Raw genomic sequence first — 20336 nt, forward strand, 5'->3', positions numbered from 1 at the left:
CTTGTTAGTCGAGGGATTTTAAATCCCTTGTGTCTACCAATTCCACCACTCGGGCATCGAGTTTGCTATTTAAAGCATGTGGAGTGTTGCTATGGAGGCGGAACCCGGAGTCGAACCGAGGTAAACGGATTTGCAATCCGGTGCATGGCCACTCTGCCATTCCGCCTTAATGTATCCAAATAAACTGGAGCGGCACACGAGGCTCGAACTCGTGACCTCGACCTTGGCAAGGTCGCGCTCTACCAACTGAGCTAGTGCCGCATTTAATATTATTCAGTAAGCTTTCTATCAACTTGCAACGTATTGCAGTAAATATTCAGTAACTGATTAATTACCATTTAGTTTATCTTGGGGGCTATGCCCTCTCAACACGGACGCATTCTACAGAGATTATTAAACGCGTCAATACAAAAAATGCCACTTTCGAACTGTTTGATTATTTTTTATCTAATATGGTGCGTTATTAGACGTTTAGAATCAATTTTTGGTCAATTCACTCCATGCCGATACCAAATATTGCACCATAGAACTCAATGTTAGGAAGGTCGCAATATACAATAAACCAAAACTTAAATAATTCATCCAAGCATCGTATTGCCAAATTAGACCGATAATGGCTAACATTTGTGCTGCTGTTTTTATTTTACCCATATTAGATACAGCTACGTTATCACGCTTACCTTGTTCTGCCATCCATTCACGCAGTGCAGAGATAACAATTTCGCGGCTTATTATAATAAGTGCCGGGATAGTCATATACATAGACTGATAATGCTCTGATAACGCGACTAAGGCAGCGCACACCATAACTTTATCGGCAACGGGATCTAAAAACGCACCAAAGGGAGTTGATTGCTCAAGTTTACGTGCTAAATAACCGTCGAGAATGTCGGTTATTGATGCAAACCAAAAAATAAAGGCGGCAGCAAAAAGCGCCCATGAATAAGGCAAATAAAATACCACCAAAAAAATGGGGATAAGAAAAAGTCTAAAGGTTGTGAGTGTGTTTGGAATATTCCACATAACTGCTTGGGTATGTCTTTTTTGCTATATTCGCATGAAGGGCTAACCCTTGTCATGCAAATGGTTAAATATCTTGTCAGCCATGTCAGGGCTGATCCCCGGTACTTTCTTTAACTGTTCTATATTAGCAGCTTTTACCCCTTGCATGCCCCCTAAATATTTTAATAATGTTTGTCGGCGCTTAGCACCTACGCCATTTATTTCTTCTAATAATGATTGCGTTCGTTGTTTTTGGCGCTTATTACGGTGCCCCGCAATAGCAAAACGATGTGATTCGTCGCGTATATGCTGAATTAAATGCAGTGCAGGTGCATCTGAATCCATTGGAATAGTTTTTCGACCACCGTCTATTAACAGTGTTTCGAGGCCGGGTTTACGGCTTGTACCTTTAGCTACACCAACTAACAAGGGCATTTTTGCATGTGGCCAAGTAGCAAAATACTGCTCTGCACGCCCTAATTGCCCTTTACCACCGTCTATAAAAATCACATCGGGTATTTTATCTTCATCAACTAATTTGTTGTAGCGCTTATTAAGCGCAAACTCCATGGCAGCATAATCATCTCCACCGGTTATTCCAGTCACGTTGTAACGCCTATACTCTTTAGTATTGGGTCCTTGTGAATCAAATACCACACAGCTAGCAACCGTGTTCTCCCCCATAGTATGGCTTATATCAAAACATTCCATTCTGGTTATATCATCAAGGCGTAGGGTAGCTTTTAATTGCGCATAGCGTTTATTAATAGAGTCTTGGGTGCTTTGCTTAACGGTAATACTATTTAATGCGTTTTTATTGGCTAACTGCAAATACTGGGCACGCTCACCCCGAGTAACTACTTTAAGAGTTACTTTACGCTCACTTATTTGCGTAAGTGCTTGGCCTAATACGTCGCTTTCTTGTATTTCGAACGGCAAAATGATTTCTTTTGCGATACGCCCAGTTGCCCCCGGCGCTAAATAGTACTGGCCTAAAAACGAAGTCAATATTTCTTGTTCACTTGAGTCTTTTGGCACTTTTGGAAAGTAGGTTTTACTGCCCAATACTTTATGGTCGCGGATCATCAATAAGTGAATGCCATTTAAACCATTTAGGTGTGCAAAGCCTACAACATCCATTTCTGCAAAATTACCCGAAATAGACTGTTGTTCCTGCATTTTACGCAGCAACATTATTTGGTCACGCACTTTTGCAGCCAACTCAAAATTTAGCTGCTGGCTAGCTGCTTCCATTTTTTTAATGAGATCGGCGATTACCTCATGTGATTTACCCGTTAAAAACTTACGCACATAATCAACTTGCTCAGTATAATCTTCATCTGAAACTTTATTTACACACGGGGCTGAGCATCGTTTGAGTTGATATTGTAAGCATGGTCGGCTGCGCGCACGGTAATAAACATCTTCGCATTGACGAATGGGAAATATTTTTTGCATCAGTCGTAAGCTTTCTGATACCGCCCCCGCACTTGGAAATGGGCCAAAATACTCACCTTTTACTTTACGACTGCCACGATGAAACGCTAATCGAGGATGTTTATGATTAGTAAGTAATATATAAGGATAGGATTTATCGTCGCGTAATAAAATATTGTAACGAGGCTGATACTTTTTTATCAGATTGTTTTCAAGTAATAGCGCTTCGGTTTCGGTATTAGTAAGCGTTACTTCAACATTACAAATATTACTGACTAAAACACGGGTTTTGCTGTCGGTGATGTTACTTCTAAAGTAACTACTCACCCGTTTTTTTAAATGCTTTGCTTTACCAACATAAATTACTTGATTGTCACTATCGAGCATACGGTAAACCCCGGGCTCACTCGATAGTGTTTTTAAAAACTGGACGTGATCAAATTCAGACATAAATTATGATTAGTACGATACGTCTATATCAATCATTTTATAGCGAATAGCTAAATGAGTCAGCTCTACATCGCCACTCACATTTAGTTTTTCAAACATACGATAGCGGTAGCTATTAACTGTTTTAGAGCTTAAATTTAAACGCTCAGCTATACTTTGTGCTTTTTCACCTTTGGTGATCATTAGCATTATTTGCAGTTCACGCTCTGACAAACTCTGAAATGGACTTTCATCTGTGCGCCCACTTACCTGTGCTAATGCAATTTGCTGTGCAATTTCAGGTGCAATATAACGCTGCCCTGCATGCACACAGCGTATAGCACGTACCATTTCATCAGACCCAGCACCTTTAGTTAAAAAGCCATGCGCGCCAAGCTGCATTACGGTACTAGGATACGGATCTTCACAATTAACAGTAAGCACTATAATTTTTACATCAGGGCAATAACGACAAATCTTTTTCGTCGCCTCAAGGCCACCAATACCGGGCATATTCATGTCCATAAGTACTATATTGGGTGAGTGTTGACGACAAAATTGCACAGCCTCTTCACCTGTTTTAGCTTCTCCAACAACTTTAAAGCCTCGTACATCGTCAAGAATCCGCCTGATCCCTGTTCGTACCAACTCATGGTCATCAACTAAAAGTACATTAATCAATGGAACATCCTCACTAGCCTAATAAAATGCAATTTAATAATATTAATTTGCCACAGTAACACAGTTAAAATAAAACAATAACCGATATTATTTCATCGTTTAAGGTGTGTTAATACATGTATATTAACAGATTAACACACCCAGTTTATTATGCTTTTTCGCTAAAGCGATCTACCCACAAAGCAATAACGCCATCACCGGTTACGTTACACGCAGTACCAAAACTGTCTTGGGCTAAATATAGTGCAATCATTAAAGCTACTGCGCCTTCATTAAAGCCTAGCATAGTTGTTAATAAACCCAGTGCCGACATTACTGCACCACCAGGTGCACCTGGTGCGGCAATCATTACTACACCTAACATCATAATAAATGGCAACATGCCCATTAATGAAGGTGCTTGCATGCTTGGTGATAAAAACATGACCGCCATTGCACAGGTTACAATTGTAATTGTAGAGCCCGATAAATGAATTGTCGCACAAAGCGGAACCGTAAAATTGGCTACGTCTTCTTTTACACCATTCGACTTACTTGATTGTAATGATACTGGAATTGTTGCAGCGCTAGACATTGTGCCCAAAGCGGTAAAGTACGCTGGTAGCATATTTTTAATTAATTCGATTGGGTTGCGTTTTAGTAACAAGCCTGTAGATACATATAAAACAGTAAGCCATAACCAGTGCATAACCAGCGCTGCAATAAGTACTACGCCAAATGCTTGTAGGGTATCAACAACTGTTCCTGCTACCGTCATTTCGGCAAATACACCTGCAATATAAAATGGTAATGCCGGTATTATCACCTTAGATAATAAGCCATCAACAATATCACGCCCCTGATCTGACACTGTTTTAAGCGTAGTCAATTCAAGCTGGCTCATGCCAACACCAAATATAAATGCGCTCATTAATGCAGTCATCACGCCCATTAGTGGCGGAATTTCTAAATCAATAAAACTACCAACTTGTGTCGCTGATTCAGCTTCAAATGTAATACCGCCACTTAAAAATGGAATTACTGTGCTAACCAGTAAAAAAGCCAGTGTGCCAGCAATAACAGTAGAGCCATAAGCAAAACCAACTGTTTTACCTAATAAGTGCCCTGACCCTTTTGGTAGTCCAGCAATACCCGATGCAATAAAAAATAAAATGATCAGCGGTATAGTAAAGGAGATCAATTGTCCAATCAGTTCTTTAACAGTATATAAAAGTTCAACGCCTATTAGTGGTAAATAGAGTCCAGCTAAGATACCGGCCACAATACCGGCAATTAATTTTAAGATTAACTTCATTGTGATTGCTTTCTTGAATTTAGATACTGTGTTTTTATCATGTTTTGCATAGCTTGTATCATAAAACTGTTCAACTGCAGTTCATTTGCACAAATAAGCAACAATACGGTGAGTATTAAGTCTTTAATAGATTAATTGTTAGAATATAAATAAATATAACACGCCTTTCAAAAGTTTATTTTTCTACTTAATCTGAACTCTGATTAAGAGATTTACTAACGTATTGAATCATAGTTATATTTAATTTTATTTTCTCTAGCCAGAAGTTTTCAATGAAAACAAGGCGAATTTACGCGTCAATAGCTGGCCTATTGCAAGTAAATTCAACGCAATTAGCGCTGAAAATAGCTGCTTGAGATAGATTTATTATCCGGAGCTCAGGTTCCTTAAGTAACACTTGCAATGATCACGAGGCCAAGTTTTTATTTAATTAGGGTTTATTTATCTTTTAAGCGTCGTTAGCGTCAATTAATGGGCAGTAACCACATTAAGAAGGCCCTGCATAGCTCAAAAATCAACCACACCGCGGTAAATTCAAGCTTGAGAAATAAACACATCCTCGTTATAAGCCCAATAAATATATGTTATAGCCAAACTTTACTTTAAATTTTTTAAACTCACAGTAAAGTATGCTTATATAGTTAATAGCAAAACTACTAACATGTTAAGCGGATTGTATCCAAAGGAACATTATGTCTACTATTTTTGAAGATAACTCACTAAGCATTGGTAATACACCGCTGGTAAAACTTAACCGTGTTACCGGTGGCAACGTATACGCAAAAATTGAATCTCGCAACCCAAGCTTTAGTATAAAATGTCGTATTGGTGCATCAATGATTTGGGAAGCTGAAAAATCAGGGCAGCTAACGAAAGATAAAGAACTAATTGAGCCTACATCTGGTAATACCGGTATTGCGCTGGCGTTTGTGGCAGCATCTCGTGGTTATAAACTAACCCTTACCATGCCAAATACTATGAGTTTAGAGCGCCGAAAACTGCTCAAAGCATTAGGTGCAAACCTAGTACTAACCGATGGCGCAAAAGGTATGAACGGTGCAATTGATAAAGCAAAAGAAATTCAAGCAACCGCTCCCGATAAATATATTTTATTACAACAATTCGAAAACCCGGCAAACCCTAAAATTCACTTTGAAACCACCGGCCCTGAAATTTATGATGCCCTTGATGGTAAAGTAGACTTTTTTGTTGCAGGCGTTGGTACTGGCGGGACTATCACTGGTGTTAGTCGCTACCTTAAAAACGAAAAAGGTCTCAATGTAAAATCGATTGCTGTTGAGCCAACAAATTCACCGGTTATTAGCCAAACGCTAGCAGGTGAAGAAATTAAGCCTGGGCCACATAAAATTCAAGGTATTGGTGCTGGCTTTATTCCTGGTAACTTAGATTTAAGTGTGATTGATGGTGCAGAGCAAGTATCTAACGAAGATGCTATTGCGATGGCACACCTACTAATGAGACAAGAAGGTATATTAGTAGGTATTTCATCTGGCGCAGCGGTTGTTGCGGCGAAACGTATTGCTGAAAAGCCTGAAAATGCAGATAAAAATATAGTGGTTATTTTACCAAGTGCCACTGAGCGTTATTTATCAAGCCCCATGTTTGATGAAGAGTTTAGTGAACAAGAGCTCGTACAATAAGTATTTTGTTTGAAAAAAGGATGCTCTTAGCATCCTTTTTTATTACTTATTTATTCACCCCCCTTTACATCCGTGCAATAAAGCCACACACTTTGTAAAGAATGAATAAATTATATTGATGATGAAAAAACTAACCTCTTTTTTAAGCTTAACTTTTTGCCTATTTATTATTAGCTGCACTGAAGAAGTTGCCCAAGTTAATAGCACGCCGGGCGATGCTGCAACGGCTTATTTTGACGCGCTTTATAATCAAAAAAATCTGCATAAAGCCAGCACTATGGCAACCCCAAACCTTGCCCGCATTATGAAATCATATGGTACTGCTAAGCAATTTTCTCGCACCTTATTAAACATGCAATATGATCAAGTGGTTATAGAAGTTGATATGTCTAATATGAGCTTACGGGAGCAATATGGCGACTCGGCTAAAATTAATCTTATATTCACCGGCACTCTAAATGGTAAAAAAATTGATGATATGCGCAGCGTTAAAATGCGTCATAAAAAAGGCCTATGGTATATAGATAAAATAGTGACCGATCCTTACGCTCGTTAACTTAAATGAATTAAACGCAAAAAGGCCTTACATTTGTAAGGCCTTTTCGTTTTAGTTATTACTTAAAGCACTGCTATAGCTCACCAGGTTGAAAGTTATCAACTGCTATGGCTTGCTTTCTTAATTTATTAGCATGATGCATTGCATCGGCATCGGTTTGCTTTAATAAATCGTTTTCAAGCGCATAATTAATCGCCCCCTCAATATCAAGCGTAGCGGGTACCTTCCCTTTACGCTGCCATTGTTTTAGATCTTTAAATTGTGTTTGCATATCATGCATTGCTAAAAATGCACTTTCCATTACACCCGTACCCGCGTTTTCATCCACATAACATAAATGCGTTAATCGGTTTCTAAACACACCTGGTTGAGTCATATGTTTACAAATACTTTGTGCAATGGCATCACTTGGTTTGTGATAATGATTACCGAGTGGGAATACAATACGTTTGAGCACAAAGTTAACCACCGGGTTTGAGAAATTTTTAAAGAAACCATCAAATGCTTGGCCAATTTCATACAATGACGTTTCTATTGCGTATTTAACAAAGGGTAAGTCGGCTTGTTGACGCCCTTCGTCTTCAAAACGTTTTAGTACGGTTGACGCTAAGTACAAATGGCTTAATACATCACCTAAACGTGCCGATATCATTTCTTTACGTTTAAGTTCTCCGCCTAACATGAGCATGGCTACATCTGTACATATGGCAAGGCCACGGCTCATTCTTGTCAGTTGCTTATAGTAAACTGCTGTTTCGCCACTTACCGGTGCTTTAGCAAAACAACTACGCGTTAAACCATGCACAAGTGCCATGCTGGCGTTGCACGCGGCAAACATAATATGGTCCATTAATAAACCATCAAATTGCTCTAATGCAGCGTCATCATCTTCCATCGCTGCCGCTTCCATTTCTTTTAATACAAACGGATGACAACGTGTGGCACCTTGGCCAAATATCATTAAATTACGCGTTAAAATATTAGCGCCTTCTACCGTAATCGATACCGGGATCCCCATATAGCCATGCGCTAAATAGTTATTTGGACCAACCTGAATGCCTTTACCTGAATGAATATCCATCGCATCGTTCATTACTGTACGACCCATTTCAGTCATATGGTATTTAGCAATAGCGGTAACAACTGAAGGGCTGAGTTTTAAATCAATTGCACCTGCCGTCATTAAACGACACGACTCAAGCGCATAGGTTAAACCACCAATACGTGCAAGTGCCTCTTGTACACCTTCAAATTGACCAATAGACACACCAAACTGTTGGCGCACCATGGCGTAAGCTGAGGTCATTTTAGCGGCTAAATGCCCTGTTGCTGTACTTAATGCTGGCAATGAAATGCCACGCCCTGCACTTAAACACTCAACCAACATGCGCCAACCACGTCCAGCGCCTTGCTGCCCGCCTATAATCCAATCCAGTGGAATAAACACATCTTCACCGTACGTTGTGCCATTCATAAACGCCATATTTAGTGGGTAATGGCGCTCGCCAGTTTCAACTCCAGGGTGATCAGTAGGGATAAGCGCACAGGTAATTCCCAGCTCTTTTTCTCCACCTAATAAACCATCAGGGTCATACATTTTAAAGGCAAGCCCTAAAACCGTTGCCACAGGCGCAAGCGTAATATAACGTTTTGACCAATTTAAACGCAGGCCTAAAACCTCTTCGCCATTATGATCCCCCATACACACCACGCCTGAGTCAGGAATGCTTCCTGCATCAGATCCGGCTTCTGGACCTGTTAGTGCAAAACAAGGTACATCTTCACCAGTCGCCAACGTAGGCAACCAGCGGTTTTGTTGCTCTGTAGTACCGTAATGTAGCAGTAATTCACCTGGGCCTAAGCTATTAGGTACCATTACGGTAACAGCTGCTGTTAAGCTTTTTGTGGCAATTTTTGACACTATAGTAGAGTTTGCAATCGCAGAAAATTCACGCCCACCAAATTTTTCAGGAATTATTAATGCAAAAAAACCTTCCGATTTTAAGTAATCCCAAACATCTTTTGGTAAGTCTTTATCTTTTTGCACAATTTGATAATCGTCAAGCATAGCCAATAAAGTCTCTACTTGATTATCCATAAAGGCGTTTTCTTTATCACTTAGCTCAGGCTTAGGAAAGCGGTGCAGCTTTTGCCAGTCTGGGTTACCACTAAATAACTCACCATCCCACCAAACATCACCAGCTTCCATTGCCTCGCGCTCGGTTTGTGATAACGGCGGTAATACTTTTTTAAACATTTTAAAGGTAGGTCGACTGATTAAATTGAGGCGAATATTTTTAACTGCAAATATAACCACCACCACGACCAGCAATATAATAAAAAATGTCATGTGCATATTCCTTGATACATTGAATGAAAATAGTGGTTTAATTATGACCGTTCTCAAGTTAAATACAATCATTCTTCAGTCGTAAGTTATGCTTAGTTTATTTAAAAATCACCTCTTTTAACTTTCTGCATAGCTTTAGTTATTATTTTTAACTCAATTACTTACTTTAAAAATACAAAAACCCCGCTTAGTATTAAGCGGGGTTTGTTTTTACTCTTAAGTAAATTAACTATAAGCCTTAATTAAAACTGAAAACGCATGTTAGCAAAGTAAGCATCGTTGCCTGAATCATCAGCATTGTTACCGTAACCAACTTTAATACCTACATTTTCATTAATGAAATGCTGAGCACCAAAGCTGTAAGCATCTTGCTTGTTGTAGTTAGCAAATACAGATGTTGCTTTTGAGAAGTAGTAGTTAGTTTCTGCTACCCATTGGTTTTCTTTATTATCAATGCTCTCGTACTTACCTTCAAACGTTAAGAAGTTACCTTGCTGCAAGTCAATAAAGTATTTAGCTGCTACTGCACGGTAATCAAAGTCGTCATCAGCGGTTACTGTTACACCAATGTAGTCAGTGCTGTTTAGCATGTGGTTGTAAGCTAAATCAAATAACGCAAAATCTTCACCGTTTTTGTTTTCAACTAAAGTTACTTTAGCCAGTAAGTTTGGGTTAAAAAAGAAACCACCTGAAAGCGTGTAAAACTCATTGTGCGAACCAGTATCAAGGTTACTGTAAGATGCACCTACCACAAAGTTGTTAATAAAGTATTCGCCACCAACTGAAGTTACGTCACTAGAGTCGTCGTCAGCGTAGCCACCATATACATTACTTTGTTTATTTATGTATTCAAACTGATCGTACGGGCCTAATGTTTTTTTAGGCGATAAATAGTAAATAGAATCCACCGCAACGGTATTGTTATTGCTGCTAGTTTCATGCTTAAAGCCTAGGTTACTAATTGACTGATAGCTATCTGCTGCCATTGCAGTGGTTGCAGCGCTAGATAATAAAATACTTGAGATAATAACTGCTAACTTTTTCATTATGATAAATCCCTATTTATATGACTTTTTTATGTCTTAGCTGGGTAGCTGAGATCGAGGGACATGCTAACGCTGTGAAACTGAATGAAAACTTAACTAAGCACTTGTATTCATTAAGTTAATTGTAATGAAGTGTAGGTATGTGTAAGATTAAAGTAATTGCAACACCATGCTAACAACTACTTTAACTAAACTAAGTATTACAGTGCATATTGGCTAATAATACGATAAACATCATTAATATTATCGCCAGACTTAAAGTCTTTACTAATAGGTGTAGAGTCTGAGCCAACCCATATTTTCAGCTCGGCATCTAGATCAAAATGCTCTGCGCTTTCTTTACTAAACTTTGTTATTTTTGAATAAGCTATACTGATCATCTCCATTTTAGAACCAGTAACACCTTGTTTATCTATCAAGATCAATCGCTTGTTAGTAAAAATAAACATATCGCGTATTACTTTATAAGCCTTTTCAACCTGTTCGCCTTCTATTAAGGTATTTAATAATACTTTTTCTAAGTCGGCATCATCTACTTCGCTAGCGTTACCCATTAACCCACTGAATAATCCCATTATAATTTCTCCTGTTTAAAAATTTGATTCTCTAGGGTGTGTCCGTTCACAAGCTGCCTATATTGCCAGTTATGCTGATGGCAAAAGTTAAGCAATGCAATATCAAGCGGTTCACCTGTAGGCTGGTACTCAATTACAAACTCTTTATGTTGGCTCATATATACACGGCTTATACCTGCAATCGATTGCAACTGTTGCTCTACATTTTGATAATTTTCATTAAGCATTAGGGTATAAAAATGTGTATCTGACTTGTTTTCTTTGGTTTGATGCTCGCTTAAAACGCCTTTATCTAAATGCAATACTTGCGAGCAAAGTCGCTCCAGCTCGGTTAAATCGTGCGAGCTTAAAATAAAAGTAGCCTGCTCACTTAAATCAGAAACCAGCTCGCGTACTTCTCTGGCATGAATAGGATCAAGCCCCGCAGTGGCTTCATCAAGCATCACTATTTGCGGCTCACCAATAAGCGCCTGTGCTATGGTTACACGTTTACGCATACCGTGTGATAAGTCCCCTGCACGCTGCTTTGCAATCTCTTTTAGACCAACCAAGTCAAGTACACGTAGCGCCTCAGTTTGGCTTTGCTTAGCGCCCATACCTTGTAGTTTTGCATAAAAGGCAAGTTGCTTGTCTATATTAAAACGAGGGTCAAGCTGCGCGTCTTGCGGTAATGCACTTACTTTATTAAATAAAGCTGCACTGCCAGGCTTATGCCCTAATATTTCAAGACTGCCTTTACTGGGCGCTATATAGCCGCATAACAAACTAAATAAGGTGGTTTTACCCGCGCCATTTGGCCCAACAAGCGCCACTGGCGCACCTTTATTTATTTCAAAGTTCACATTATTAAGCGCAAGTTTTGCGCCATACGATTTACTCAAACCGCTGCCTGTAATTAATGCTCTCATAGTGAGCTCCTTGCAAAAACACGCTGAGCAACGCTTAGTAATACCGCTGTTTGGATCAGTGGAATAGCCACCGCGCTTAGTAATGGTAAATTTTGTCCAGCTAATAGCTCTATTTGTACACCCGGAAATAAATAATCAAGCATACCTAATGCGGGGATTTGCCACTGCAAAATACCAACAACAATACCGCCTGCCGTAAAATATAAAATTGCCAACACTATAGATAAACGCGATGAGCGAGCAAAGGTATTTATCAACGTCATAAGAGCTACAAATGGGCACAGAGTAACCACTAATATTAAAAATATAGAAAGTGCGCGGGTAAAGCCACCAGCAAGTAAACTAGGATCTCTAAACCCCAGCACAGCGAGCGTAGCCACCAGGGTAATACCTACCAAGCATGCTAATACCGCTAATTGCCCTAAAAAACGGCCAAAGAGTATTTCAAAACGTGTTGAACGCAGCGATAAAAAACGAAGTGTGCCACGCTCTCTATCGCCTACCGTTTGGTCGCTGCAAATAAACACACTAAATATCGGAAAGCTATACAAAGCAATCAGCCAATACATAGCAAATTCGGCCTCAGGCCAATCAAGTAATTTACTTAAACCTATGGAGCCAGATATGTCACGGGCAATTTGTTCAAAATCGGGCGCACTTACAATGCCTACCGCTTGCCCTATCGGGTAGCGCAGTATTATTAGCCACACCAATGCAAAGGCAGCTAATGCAATGAGCCCACGTTTAGTTAAAAACATACGTACGAGCTCAAAGCCTGCTATTTGCGTTAGTCGCCCTATGTTTATCGGTAATGGTGTTGCCATTGACTATCCTTAATGACTTTTTGTTTTCAGTATATTTATCCACACTAAGTGTAAATACCTTGAATTACCAGCAAAAAAAAGCTCACTAATGGTGAGCTTTGTAACAATACATTTTAATCTAACAGCATAAATTACATTAAAAATTATAAATGCTGCTTATAAACCTCAAGTGCTTGGCTTAAGTCGTTGATTAAATCGTCTACATCTTCAAGGCCTATATGCAAACGAATAACGGGCCCTAAATCCCAACCTGTATCCGAACGCAGTCTTTTCATGGTTAAATTAGCGGTTACTAAGCTTTCAAAGCCGCCCCACGAAAAACCCATTTTAAAATAGTGTAGGCTATCTAAAAACGCATCTATGGCAGCCTGATCCCCTGCTTTCATTACTATTGAGAACAAACCATTACTGCCATCAAAGTCACGTTTAAAAAATTCATGCCCCGGGCAAGTAGCAAATACTGGGTGGCGAATATGATCAACAAGCTCATGTTGCTCAAGCCATGTAGCCACTTCTATTGCTGCTTTTTCGTGTTGATTTAAACGCACAGCCATAGTGCGTAAGCCCCTAAGTGCTAAATATGCATCGTCTGCGCTAGTGCATTGCCCGAGTAAATAGGAGTTTTCGCGCAAAGTTAGCCAATACTTTTTATTAGCAACAGCCACGCCCATCATTACATCAGAATGGCCTACTATATATTTAGTAGCTGCTTGAATACTAATATCAACACCGTGCTCAAGCGGACGATAATGCAAACCGTTGCCATAGGTATTATCAAGCATGGTCATTATGTGGTGCTCGTTTGCTACTTTTACCATAGCCGGTACATCTTGAATTTCCATGGTAATAGAGCCCGGCGATTCCAAAAACAATACCTTGGTGTTTGGTTTAATGTAGTCTTTAATTCCAGCACCTATAGTAGGTGGGTAATACGTAGTGCTAATACCCAGGCCGGCTAGAATTTTATCGCAAAAATCACGAGTAGGTTCGTATACATTATCAACCATTAAAATATGGTCGCCGGTTTTTAAAAACGACAGCAAAGTTTGGCTAATTGCAGCTGCGCCACACGGATAAAGTACACACCCTTCGCCGCCCTCAAGCTCAGTTATCGCCTCTTGCAGCGCAAAGTGGGTAGTTGTGCCTCTACGGCCATAAAATAAGGTTTTGTCACCACATGTTTTAGCGGCTTTTTTTAATTCTGCTACTGAGTCAAATACTATGGTTGATGCACGTTGCACAACCGGATTAACTACACCGTGGGTATAGGCTTTTTTACGTCCTGATGTAACAAGTTGGGTATTTTTATTGCTTTTGCTCGTCATGCTTAATCCTTATTATTTAGCCAGTACTCAATTAAATAGCGAGAAATAGAATCTGTTCTGGGAAGCTTTAAATGCTCCCCTTCGTCATGCCAATTACCAAACTGGCGTAACTCTTCACGGCTAAACCACTTAGCATCGTCAAGTTCGTTTTTATCAACATTAATATCTTCTGTAACCGCTTCGGCAAAAAAGCCCAGCATTATTGATGAAGGAAACGGCCAAGGTTGTGATGCAACATAACGTACATTATTTACTTCAATACCCGCCTCTTCTTTTACCTCACGAGCAACTGCTTGCTCGAGTGTTTCACCGGGATCAACAAAGCCCGCTAACGACGAATACATACCGCTCGCCCACGCAGCTTGACGACCTAGTAAACAGCGCTCTACCCCATCGGCAAACACTTTAGTAACCACCATAATTACTGCAGGATCAGTGCGCGGAAAAGTAGGGTGTTTACAGTTTTCGTTTTCGCATACTCGCGAATGCCCGGCTTCTACTAAATGATTTTTACTGCCGCAACGTCCACAAAAACTATGAGTTGCATGCCAATAACATAAGCCGCGTGCAAGTGCCGCTATTGAAGCGTATTTAATGGTTACTTGAGGGCCGTATTGGCGTATGTCAACAAACTGTGCGCCGTCAATTAAAGGATCAAGTATGCTGGTATCTAGCTTAGATACATCAAGAGCAAACACCCCATCTTTTGCATTGTTTAAACCAACAAAAATAGCATTAGTTAAATCTAAATGGGCAACCTGTTGATACGATAAATAGCTAACTATTGGGGTATCTTTAATAAATAAGGTTTGATTATTTTTAACTAAAACCCACTTACTTTGCGCCGACATATGCGCTTTAAGCCATGCTGGGTCGTTACGAAAATTTGAGCCTCTGTCTAGTGGCATGTTGCTGTAATGAAGCATTTAAATCCTTAGGTACACGTTATGTTTTAAAATTACCATAACCCTTTAGTAAACCCAATTTATTAGCGCGATAAAAAAAGCCTAAAATAGGCTTAATTGCTATATAACACTGCAGTATTAAAAAGTCTCATGTTGCAGGGGCTAATAGCCTATGTGAGTGTTATTTTTTGGCTATTTAGTAAACCTTGATTTAAAGCAAAAATGTATTGTCGATTAAATGAAATTGCTCAGCACTTTGTTTTAATGCCTCTGCGGTTAACCTATCAGCGCCATATACATCACACGGAACATTATATTGGCTTTTTAAATGCCCCAACAATAAAGCAAAGTCGCCATCACCAGAGAGTAAAATAACTTTATCAAGGTTTTTACCATGCTCAAGCATATCAATGGTTATACCCACATCCCAGTCGCCTTTGGCACTGCCATCGCGGCGTTGAATAAATGGCTTAAGTTTTACCTCAAAACCAATTGCACGCAAAATATTTTGAAACTGGCTTTGTTTTTCATCCCCTCGGTAAATTGCATAAGCAAACGCACATTCAATATTATATTGCTGCGCCATAACTCGCCAAAATGCGTTGTAATCAAAGTTTTTTCCGTAACTTTCACGGCAAGTGTAATAAATATTTTGTACATCGACAAAAATACCTACACGGGGTTTGGTATTTTGCAGCTCGTGTTGTGAAGTCATTTAATTTCCTAATCAGGATTTATAGTAATGGCGTGGTGCTATTAAAATAAGTGTACCTTGCATTTTTTATTTAAGTAACCTAAATTGGTTACTTAACTCCATGTAACCAATTTAGGTTACATTTTAAAAAGTAACTATTTCGAGGCTCATATGATTGGTGTGATCAGCGGCGACATTATTAAATCGCAAACTATTCCTCAGCAGCAGTACGATGCCATGCTTTATCAGCTAGAGCAAAGCCTAAGAAGTATTACCACACAGCGCACTCATTGGAATATATACCGAGGCGATGCCTTTCAATTACAGTTAAACAACCCAGAGCAATTATTTAAAACCGCTATTTTAGTGTATTTACACTTAAAAGCATCGGGGTATGAACTACGCCAAAGTATGGCTTTAGGGAAAATAGATAATCCGCGCAGCGATATAAAAACCGCAACCGGCTCTGCCTTTACCCTCTCTGGGCAAGGGCTAGATAAAATAGCCAATCAACGCTTTATTATTAATATTGCAGAGCAACAACTCGATGAGAGCTTAAGCCTTAATCTAGCCTTTGTAGATGTGTTACTCACTAAAATTACGCTAAAGCAGGCCAATGCCTTGTATGTGTACTTAACTAAAGCCGACAACAGCCATGCCGCTGTAGCTAAAGAGCTAAAAACAAGCCGGGAGAATGTTACTAAATTGCTTAATTTAGCGCATTACCAACTAATAGAGCGTTTTATTAAATACACTCAGCAATGTATCCAAAAAATAATCGCAGGAAGTAAATAATGGCATTTTCACTCTTACTCGTTGCCCTTATTATTGGCCACCTACTCGCCGATTTTTACTGGCAACCCATGAGCTGGGTAAACGACAGAAACACCCGCCACTTTAAAGCAAAAAAACTTTACTACCATGTATTAGTTCACGGCGTGACTAGCGCACTAATTATTACGCTTTGGGAGTATACCTTTGGCTGGCAACAACTGAGTAGCGTATTTCTTGCCACCAGTATTATCGTGATTAGCCACTACTTTATTGATATTGCAAAATCGTACTCTAATAAAGGCGTAGTGCCTTTTTTATTCGACCAAATTGCACATATCATCATTATTATTGCGATAAGTATTTGGCTAACTGACAATCTGCAGTTTACTAACAGTGTAATGGCGCTATTAACCAACTCAAAAGCGCTGTGGGTTATAGCTGGTTACCTCATTATTTTAAATCCCAGTGCCGTATTTATAAGAATGATGTTAGAGCGTATAACCAACCACTTTTCAAGTGATGGTAGCCTGCCCTTAGCTGGACAAAGTATTGGCATGCTTGAAAGAGTACTGATGCTGACGTTTATCTTATTAGATCAGTTTGCAGGGCTAGGGTTTTTAATTGCCGCTAAATCTGTATTTAGATTTGGCGATTTAAGTGCCAGTAAAGATAAAAAGCTCACCGAATATGTAATGCTAGGCACACTACTTAGCGTAAGTGTTACCTTATTTGTAGGATTAGGAATTAATTACTTAATCAGCTAGCCTGTAATAATAGCAAAGCATACACACTAAAAAATCCCCATTAAAAAACGCGCTACTTGTAAAGCAAGTAAGCGCGTTTTTTGTATCAGCGTTTAAAAGTATTATTAATCGTTGTTACTTGGACGACGACGGCGCTGAGTATTACCACCAACAGATTCGCGTTTTGCCCATGGGCTTTGCGCTTTATCATCCGTTTTAGCTACTGGCTTTTTAGAACCGCCTCTGCGCGCACCCGTACCGTTTCCGCCATTATTAGGCTTTTTATTATTTGGCTTGCTGCTGTCAGATTTAGGCTTATTAAATGGCTGATTGGTCTTTTTAGCTTTTTTAGGAGCGATTGGACGCGCATCTAAGTCGCGCTCTGGTACTGGGTTAACCGGCTCAAAACCTTCTTCGGTAGCACGAGGAATAAGCTCACCAATAAAGCGTTCAATGCCGTATAAATCCACTGCATCTTCCGTGGTTACAAACGAAATTGCATGGCCCGATGCACCGGCGCGGCCAGTACGGCCAATTCGATGCACATAATCTTCGTATACGTTTGGTAAGTCGTAGTTAACAACGTGTGGAAGCTCCACAATATCTAAACCACGGGCAACAATATCGGTTGCAACTAACACACGTACTTCACCGCTTTTAAAGCCATCAAGGGCTTTAACACGTGCGCCTTGCGATTTATTGCCATGAATAGCCGCGCCAACAATATCATCGCGCTCTAGTTGTTTAACTAAGCGGTTTGCACCGTGCTTAGTACGGCTAAATACTAATACTTGCTGCCAATCGTTAGTACGAATTAGGTGGCTTAATAACGCTGTTTTACGTGGTTTATCTACCGCGTAAACACACTGAGTAACGCTTTTAGCTGTGGTGTTTTTTGCAGCAACAGAAATTTCAACCGGATCGTTTATCAACCCTTTTGCCAGTGCACGAATTTCGTCAGAAAACGTTGCCGAAAACATTAAGTTTTGACGTTTTGCAGGCATTTTTGCAATCAGGCGTTTAATATCATGAATAAAGCCCATGTCGAGCATGCGATCAGCTTCGTCAAGAACTAATACTTCAACACTATCAAACTTAACCGCATTTTGATTATGTAAATCGATTAGGCGCCCCGGAGTTGCCACTAAAATATCAACCCCTTTGCGCAAACGCTGCATTTGTGGGTTAATTTTAACGCCACCGTAAACTACAAACGAGCTTACATTTGAATGCTTTGCGTACTCTTCAACATTTTCACTAACTTGCAAAGCAAGCTCACGTGTTGGCGTTAAAATAAGTGCACGCACATGGTTACTTTTAGCTTTAGGACCGCTAGACAAACGCTCAATAAGTGGCAGTGTAAAACCCGCTGTTTTACCTGTTCCTGTTTGCGCTGCTGCCATCACATCACGACGCTCAATAATCGCCGGAATTGCTTGAGCCTGAATTGGCGTTGGCGTTTCATAGCCCTTCTCTAAAACCGCATTAACTAAAGACTGTGATAAACCTAAACCTTCAAAACTCATATAAACTCTCTTTTAAATAAGGCTAAACTAGCCAGTTGCGCGCATTATACCTATAACCTGCAATATTGCATAAAAATATTCACATCCAACTTTTAGTACTCATTTTTTGCTACTATTAACTACCGCTAAAAATAAATTAAAGAGTTACTTATGAGCTTAAAAACCCAAGCAAACCAAATAACTTTAGTTGAGTGTTTACATAATGTAGAGACTAAGCGGGAAGATGAGGCGAAAACATTACTCGCCCTATTTACAAAAGTCACTAATGAGCAAGCCGTTGTATGGGGTAAGGATATTATTGGCTTTGGCCACTACACCTATAAACATAACTCTGGCAGCAGTGAAAAATGGCCACTCACTGGCTTTTCCCCGCGTAAAACCAAGCTGTGTATTTATATAATGCCCGGCTTTGAAGATGAGACGATTAAAACCCTACTTAACCAGTTAGGAAAGCACAGTTTAGGTAAAAGCTGTTTATATATTACAAACCTAGCTAAAGTGGATTTAACGATACTCGCGCAGATTATTACAAGGTCACTCAACATTATGCAGCAGCGCTACCCGCAGTTATAAAACGCAAAAAACGGCTAAAAAGCCGTTTTTTTATATCGCGATATTTACTAGTTACTTAACGCCAAGCTCACGTAAACGCTCTTGCAAGTAACTATCAGCAGTATAGCGCTCTGATAACACCACATCTGGGCGAGGGTGTAAAAATAGTGGTAATGAAATACGCGACTTACTAGACGCTTTACCTGTTGGGTTAATTACCCGATGAATTGTTGAAGGGAAATAACCACCCGACGCTTCTTGTAGCATGTCACCAATATTAATGATCAAGCAACCAAAATCAGAAGGAACATCTAACCAACCGCCTTCGGTATTTTTAACTTGTAAACCCGGTTCATTAGAAGCAGGTAATACAGTTAGCAAGTTAATATCGCCATGCGCAGCTGCACGAATAGCACCAGGCTCTTCATCGCCGGTCATTGGTGGGTAATGTAAAATACGCAGCAATGTTTGCTCAGAATTAGCAATCATATCTTTTAAGTCAATCGAAAATTTAGCACGCACATCTGCTGGTGCTTCTGCTTGTACCCAACTTAAAAGCGTTGCTGCAAACTCATTAGCTAAACGATAGTACTCACGTATGTCTGCTTCTAACTGGGCAGGTACACGGCCTTTAGGATAAACATGGAAATACTCTTTAATGTCTTTAACTTTACAACCTTTTGCCACTTCAGATACCGAAGGCGGAAAATAGCCATCTTGGGTGTCTTTAGAAAATAAAAAGTCCTGCTTTTGCTCTGAGTTAAAAAAGTCTTGCCAATTTTTATAAATAGACTCAACTAAAGATTGCGGAATTGGATGGTTTTTTAATACCCCAAAGCCGGTATTTCTTAATGATTCAACAAATTGAGCAGCCGCATTGTCCGCTTTATAATCAACAGTAGGTAATTGCATTGTACATTCCAGTGAATAGGTTGTGAGAGATCATTTACATTATAGAGGTAGATTACTCTATTTAAGCAGCAAAGCCTGTATTATTACCACCGTGAGGATAGACAAACAGCCCTAAAATCATAAGGACATATGTCCGCACCTT

At 39.7% G+C, this 20336-nt stretch carries 19 protein-coding genes and 2 tRNA genes; 5 read left to right on the forward strand and 16 right to left on the reverse strand.

Going from position 1 to position 20336, the window contains the following annotated elements:
• Positions 1–92: 92 nt before the first annotated feature.
• The 6 genes from J5X91_RS07580 to J5X91_RS07605 all read right to left on the reverse strand — a co-directional run bounded on the left by J5X91_RS07580 (position 93) and on the right by J5X91_RS07605 (position 4843).
• Positions 93–166: transfer RNA gene (locus tag J5X91_RS07580), tRNA-Cys, on the reverse strand.
• A gap of 19 nt (positions 167–185) precedes the next feature.
• A tRNA-Gly gene (locus J5X91_RS07585) sits at positions 186–261 on the reverse strand.
• A gap of 216 nt (positions 262–477) precedes the next feature.
• A complete protein-coding gene (gene pgsA, locus J5X91_RS07590; protein ID WP_011328580.1) occupies positions 478–1023 on the reverse strand; it encodes a CDP-diacylglycerol--glycerol-3-phosphate 3-phosphatidyltransferase in 546 nt (181 codons plus the stop codon).
• A gap of 42 nt (positions 1024–1065) precedes the next feature.
• Positions 1066–2889, reverse strand: coding sequence for an excinuclease ABC subunit UvrC (gene uvrC, locus J5X91_RS07595; RefSeq protein ID WP_089368515.1), 1824 nt, complete (start codon positions 2887–2889; stop codon positions 1066–1068).
• A gap of 9 nt (positions 2890–2898) precedes the next feature.
• Positions 2899–3549, reverse strand: coding sequence for a UvrY/SirA/GacA family response regulator transcription factor (gene uvrY / locus J5X91_RS07600; RefSeq protein ID WP_011328582.1), 651 nt, complete (start codon positions 3547–3549; stop codon positions 2899–2901).
• A gap of 148 nt (positions 3550–3697) precedes the next feature.
• Positions 3698–4843, reverse strand: a complete 1146-nt coding sequence (locus J5X91_RS07605) for a dicarboxylate/amino acid:cation symporter (RefSeq protein ID WP_208834346.1) — start codon at positions 4841–4843, stop codon at positions 3698–3700.
• Positions 4844–5535: 692 nt separating this feature from the next.
• Between J5X91_RS07605 and cysK the strand changes: the two genes are divergently transcribed.
• The gene (cysK, locus tag J5X91_RS07610) at positions 5536–6504 is read left to right on the forward strand and encodes a cysteine synthase A (RefSeq protein ID WP_011328584.1); all 969 of its coding nucleotides are present in this window, start codon (positions 5536–5538) and stop codon (positions 6502–6504) included.
• 121 nt (positions 6505–6625) lie between these two features.
• The gene (locus J5X91_RS07615) at positions 6626–7060 is read left to right on the forward strand and encodes a hypothetical protein (RefSeq protein WP_041454731.1); all 435 of its coding nucleotides are present in this window, start codon (positions 6626–6628) and stop codon (positions 7058–7060) included.
• A gap of 73 nt (positions 7061–7133) precedes the next feature.
• Here J5X91_RS07615 and J5X91_RS07620 read toward each other — a convergent pair whose 3' ends face one another.
• The 8 genes from J5X91_RS07620 to J5X91_RS07655 all read right to left on the reverse strand — a co-directional run bounded on the left by J5X91_RS07620 (position 7134) and on the right by J5X91_RS07655 (position 15708).
• Complete coding sequence (locus J5X91_RS07620; RefSeq protein WP_208834347.1) at positions 7134–9410, reverse strand: acyl-CoA dehydrogenase; 2277 nt, start codon at positions 9408–9410, stop codon at positions 7134–7136.
• 242 nt (positions 9411–9652) lie between these two features.
• Positions 9653–10456 (reverse strand): putative porin, encoded by an 804-nt coding sequence (locus tag J5X91_RS07625; protein ID WP_208834348.1) that lies wholly within the window; start codon positions 10454–10456, stop codon positions 9653–9655.
• Positions 10457–10656: 200 nt separating this feature from the next.
• A complete protein-coding gene (locus J5X91_RS07630; RefSeq protein WP_208834349.1) occupies positions 10657–11031 on the reverse strand; it encodes a PH domain-containing protein in 375 nt (124 codons plus the stop codon).
• Positions 11031–11939 carry an ABC transporter ATP-binding protein gene (locus J5X91_RS07635; protein ID WP_011328589.1) on the reverse strand — a complete coding sequence of 303 codons (909 nt, stop codon included), beginning with the start codon at positions 11937–11939 and terminating at the stop codon, positions 11031–11033. The genes J5X91_RS07630 and J5X91_RS07635 overlap by 1 nt, the downstream gene beginning before the upstream one ends.
• Complete coding sequence (locus tag J5X91_RS07640) at positions 11936–12763, reverse strand: ABC transporter permease subunit (RefSeq protein ID WP_011328590.1); 828 nt, start codon at positions 12761–12763, stop codon at positions 11936–11938. Before J5X91_RS07640 ends, J5X91_RS07635 begins: the two co-directional genes overlap by 4 nt.
• 143 nt (positions 12764–12906) lie before the next feature.
• Positions 12907–14088 (reverse strand): cystathionine beta-lyase, encoded by a 1182-nt coding sequence (locus J5X91_RS07645; protein WP_208834350.1) that lies wholly within the window; start codon positions 14086–14088, stop codon positions 12907–12909.
• Positions 14089–14090: 2 nt separating this feature from the next.
• Positions 14091–15014, reverse strand: coding sequence for an NAD(+) diphosphatase (gene nudC, locus J5X91_RS07650; protein ID WP_208834351.1), 924 nt, complete (start codon positions 15012–15014; stop codon positions 14091–14093).
• A gap of 190 nt (positions 15015–15204) precedes the next feature.
• Entirely contained in the window at positions 15205–15708 is a 504-nt protein-coding gene (locus J5X91_RS07655; protein ID WP_086999215.1) for an NYN domain-containing protein, read from the reverse strand.
• Between the two features lie 150 nt (positions 15709–15858).
• Between J5X91_RS07655 and J5X91_RS07660 the strand changes: the two genes are divergently transcribed.
• Complete coding sequence (locus J5X91_RS07660; protein ID WP_041454486.1) at positions 15859–16482, forward strand: hypothetical protein; 624 nt, start codon at positions 15859–15861, stop codon at positions 16480–16482.
• Positions 16482–17225 (forward strand): DUF3307 domain-containing protein, encoded by a 744-nt coding sequence (locus tag J5X91_RS07665; protein WP_011328595.1) that lies wholly within the window; start codon positions 16482–16484, stop codon positions 17223–17225. Before J5X91_RS07660 ends, J5X91_RS07665 begins: the two co-directional genes overlap by 1 nt.
• Positions 17226–17329: 104 nt before the next feature.
• Here J5X91_RS07665 and J5X91_RS07670 read toward each other — a convergent pair whose 3' ends face one another.
• Entirely contained in the window at positions 17330–18730 is a 1401-nt protein-coding gene (locus J5X91_RS07670) for a DEAD/DEAH box helicase (protein WP_011328596.1), read from the reverse strand.
• Positions 18731–18880: 150 nt separating this feature from the next.
• Here J5X91_RS07670 and J5X91_RS07675 point away from each other — a divergent pair, with 150 nt between their 5' ends.
• A complete protein-coding gene (locus J5X91_RS07675) occupies positions 18881–19303 on the forward strand; it encodes a DUF1801 domain-containing protein (protein WP_011328597.1) in 423 nt (140 codons plus the stop codon).
• Positions 19304–19354: 51 nt separating this feature from the next.
• Here J5X91_RS07675 and J5X91_RS07680 read toward each other — a convergent pair whose 3' ends face one another.
• Entirely contained in the window at positions 19355–20194 is an 840-nt protein-coding gene (locus J5X91_RS07680; protein ID WP_011328598.1) for a 2OG-Fe(II) oxygenase family protein, read from the reverse strand.
• Positions 20195–20336: the final 142 nt, after the last annotated feature.

Origin of the sequence: Pseudoalteromonas sp. K222D (genome assembly GCF_017653575.1) — a bacterium.
Classification (GTDB): domain Bacteria; phylum Pseudomonadota; class Gammaproteobacteria; order Enterobacterales; family Alteromonadaceae; genus Pseudoalteromonas; species Pseudoalteromonas nigrifaciens.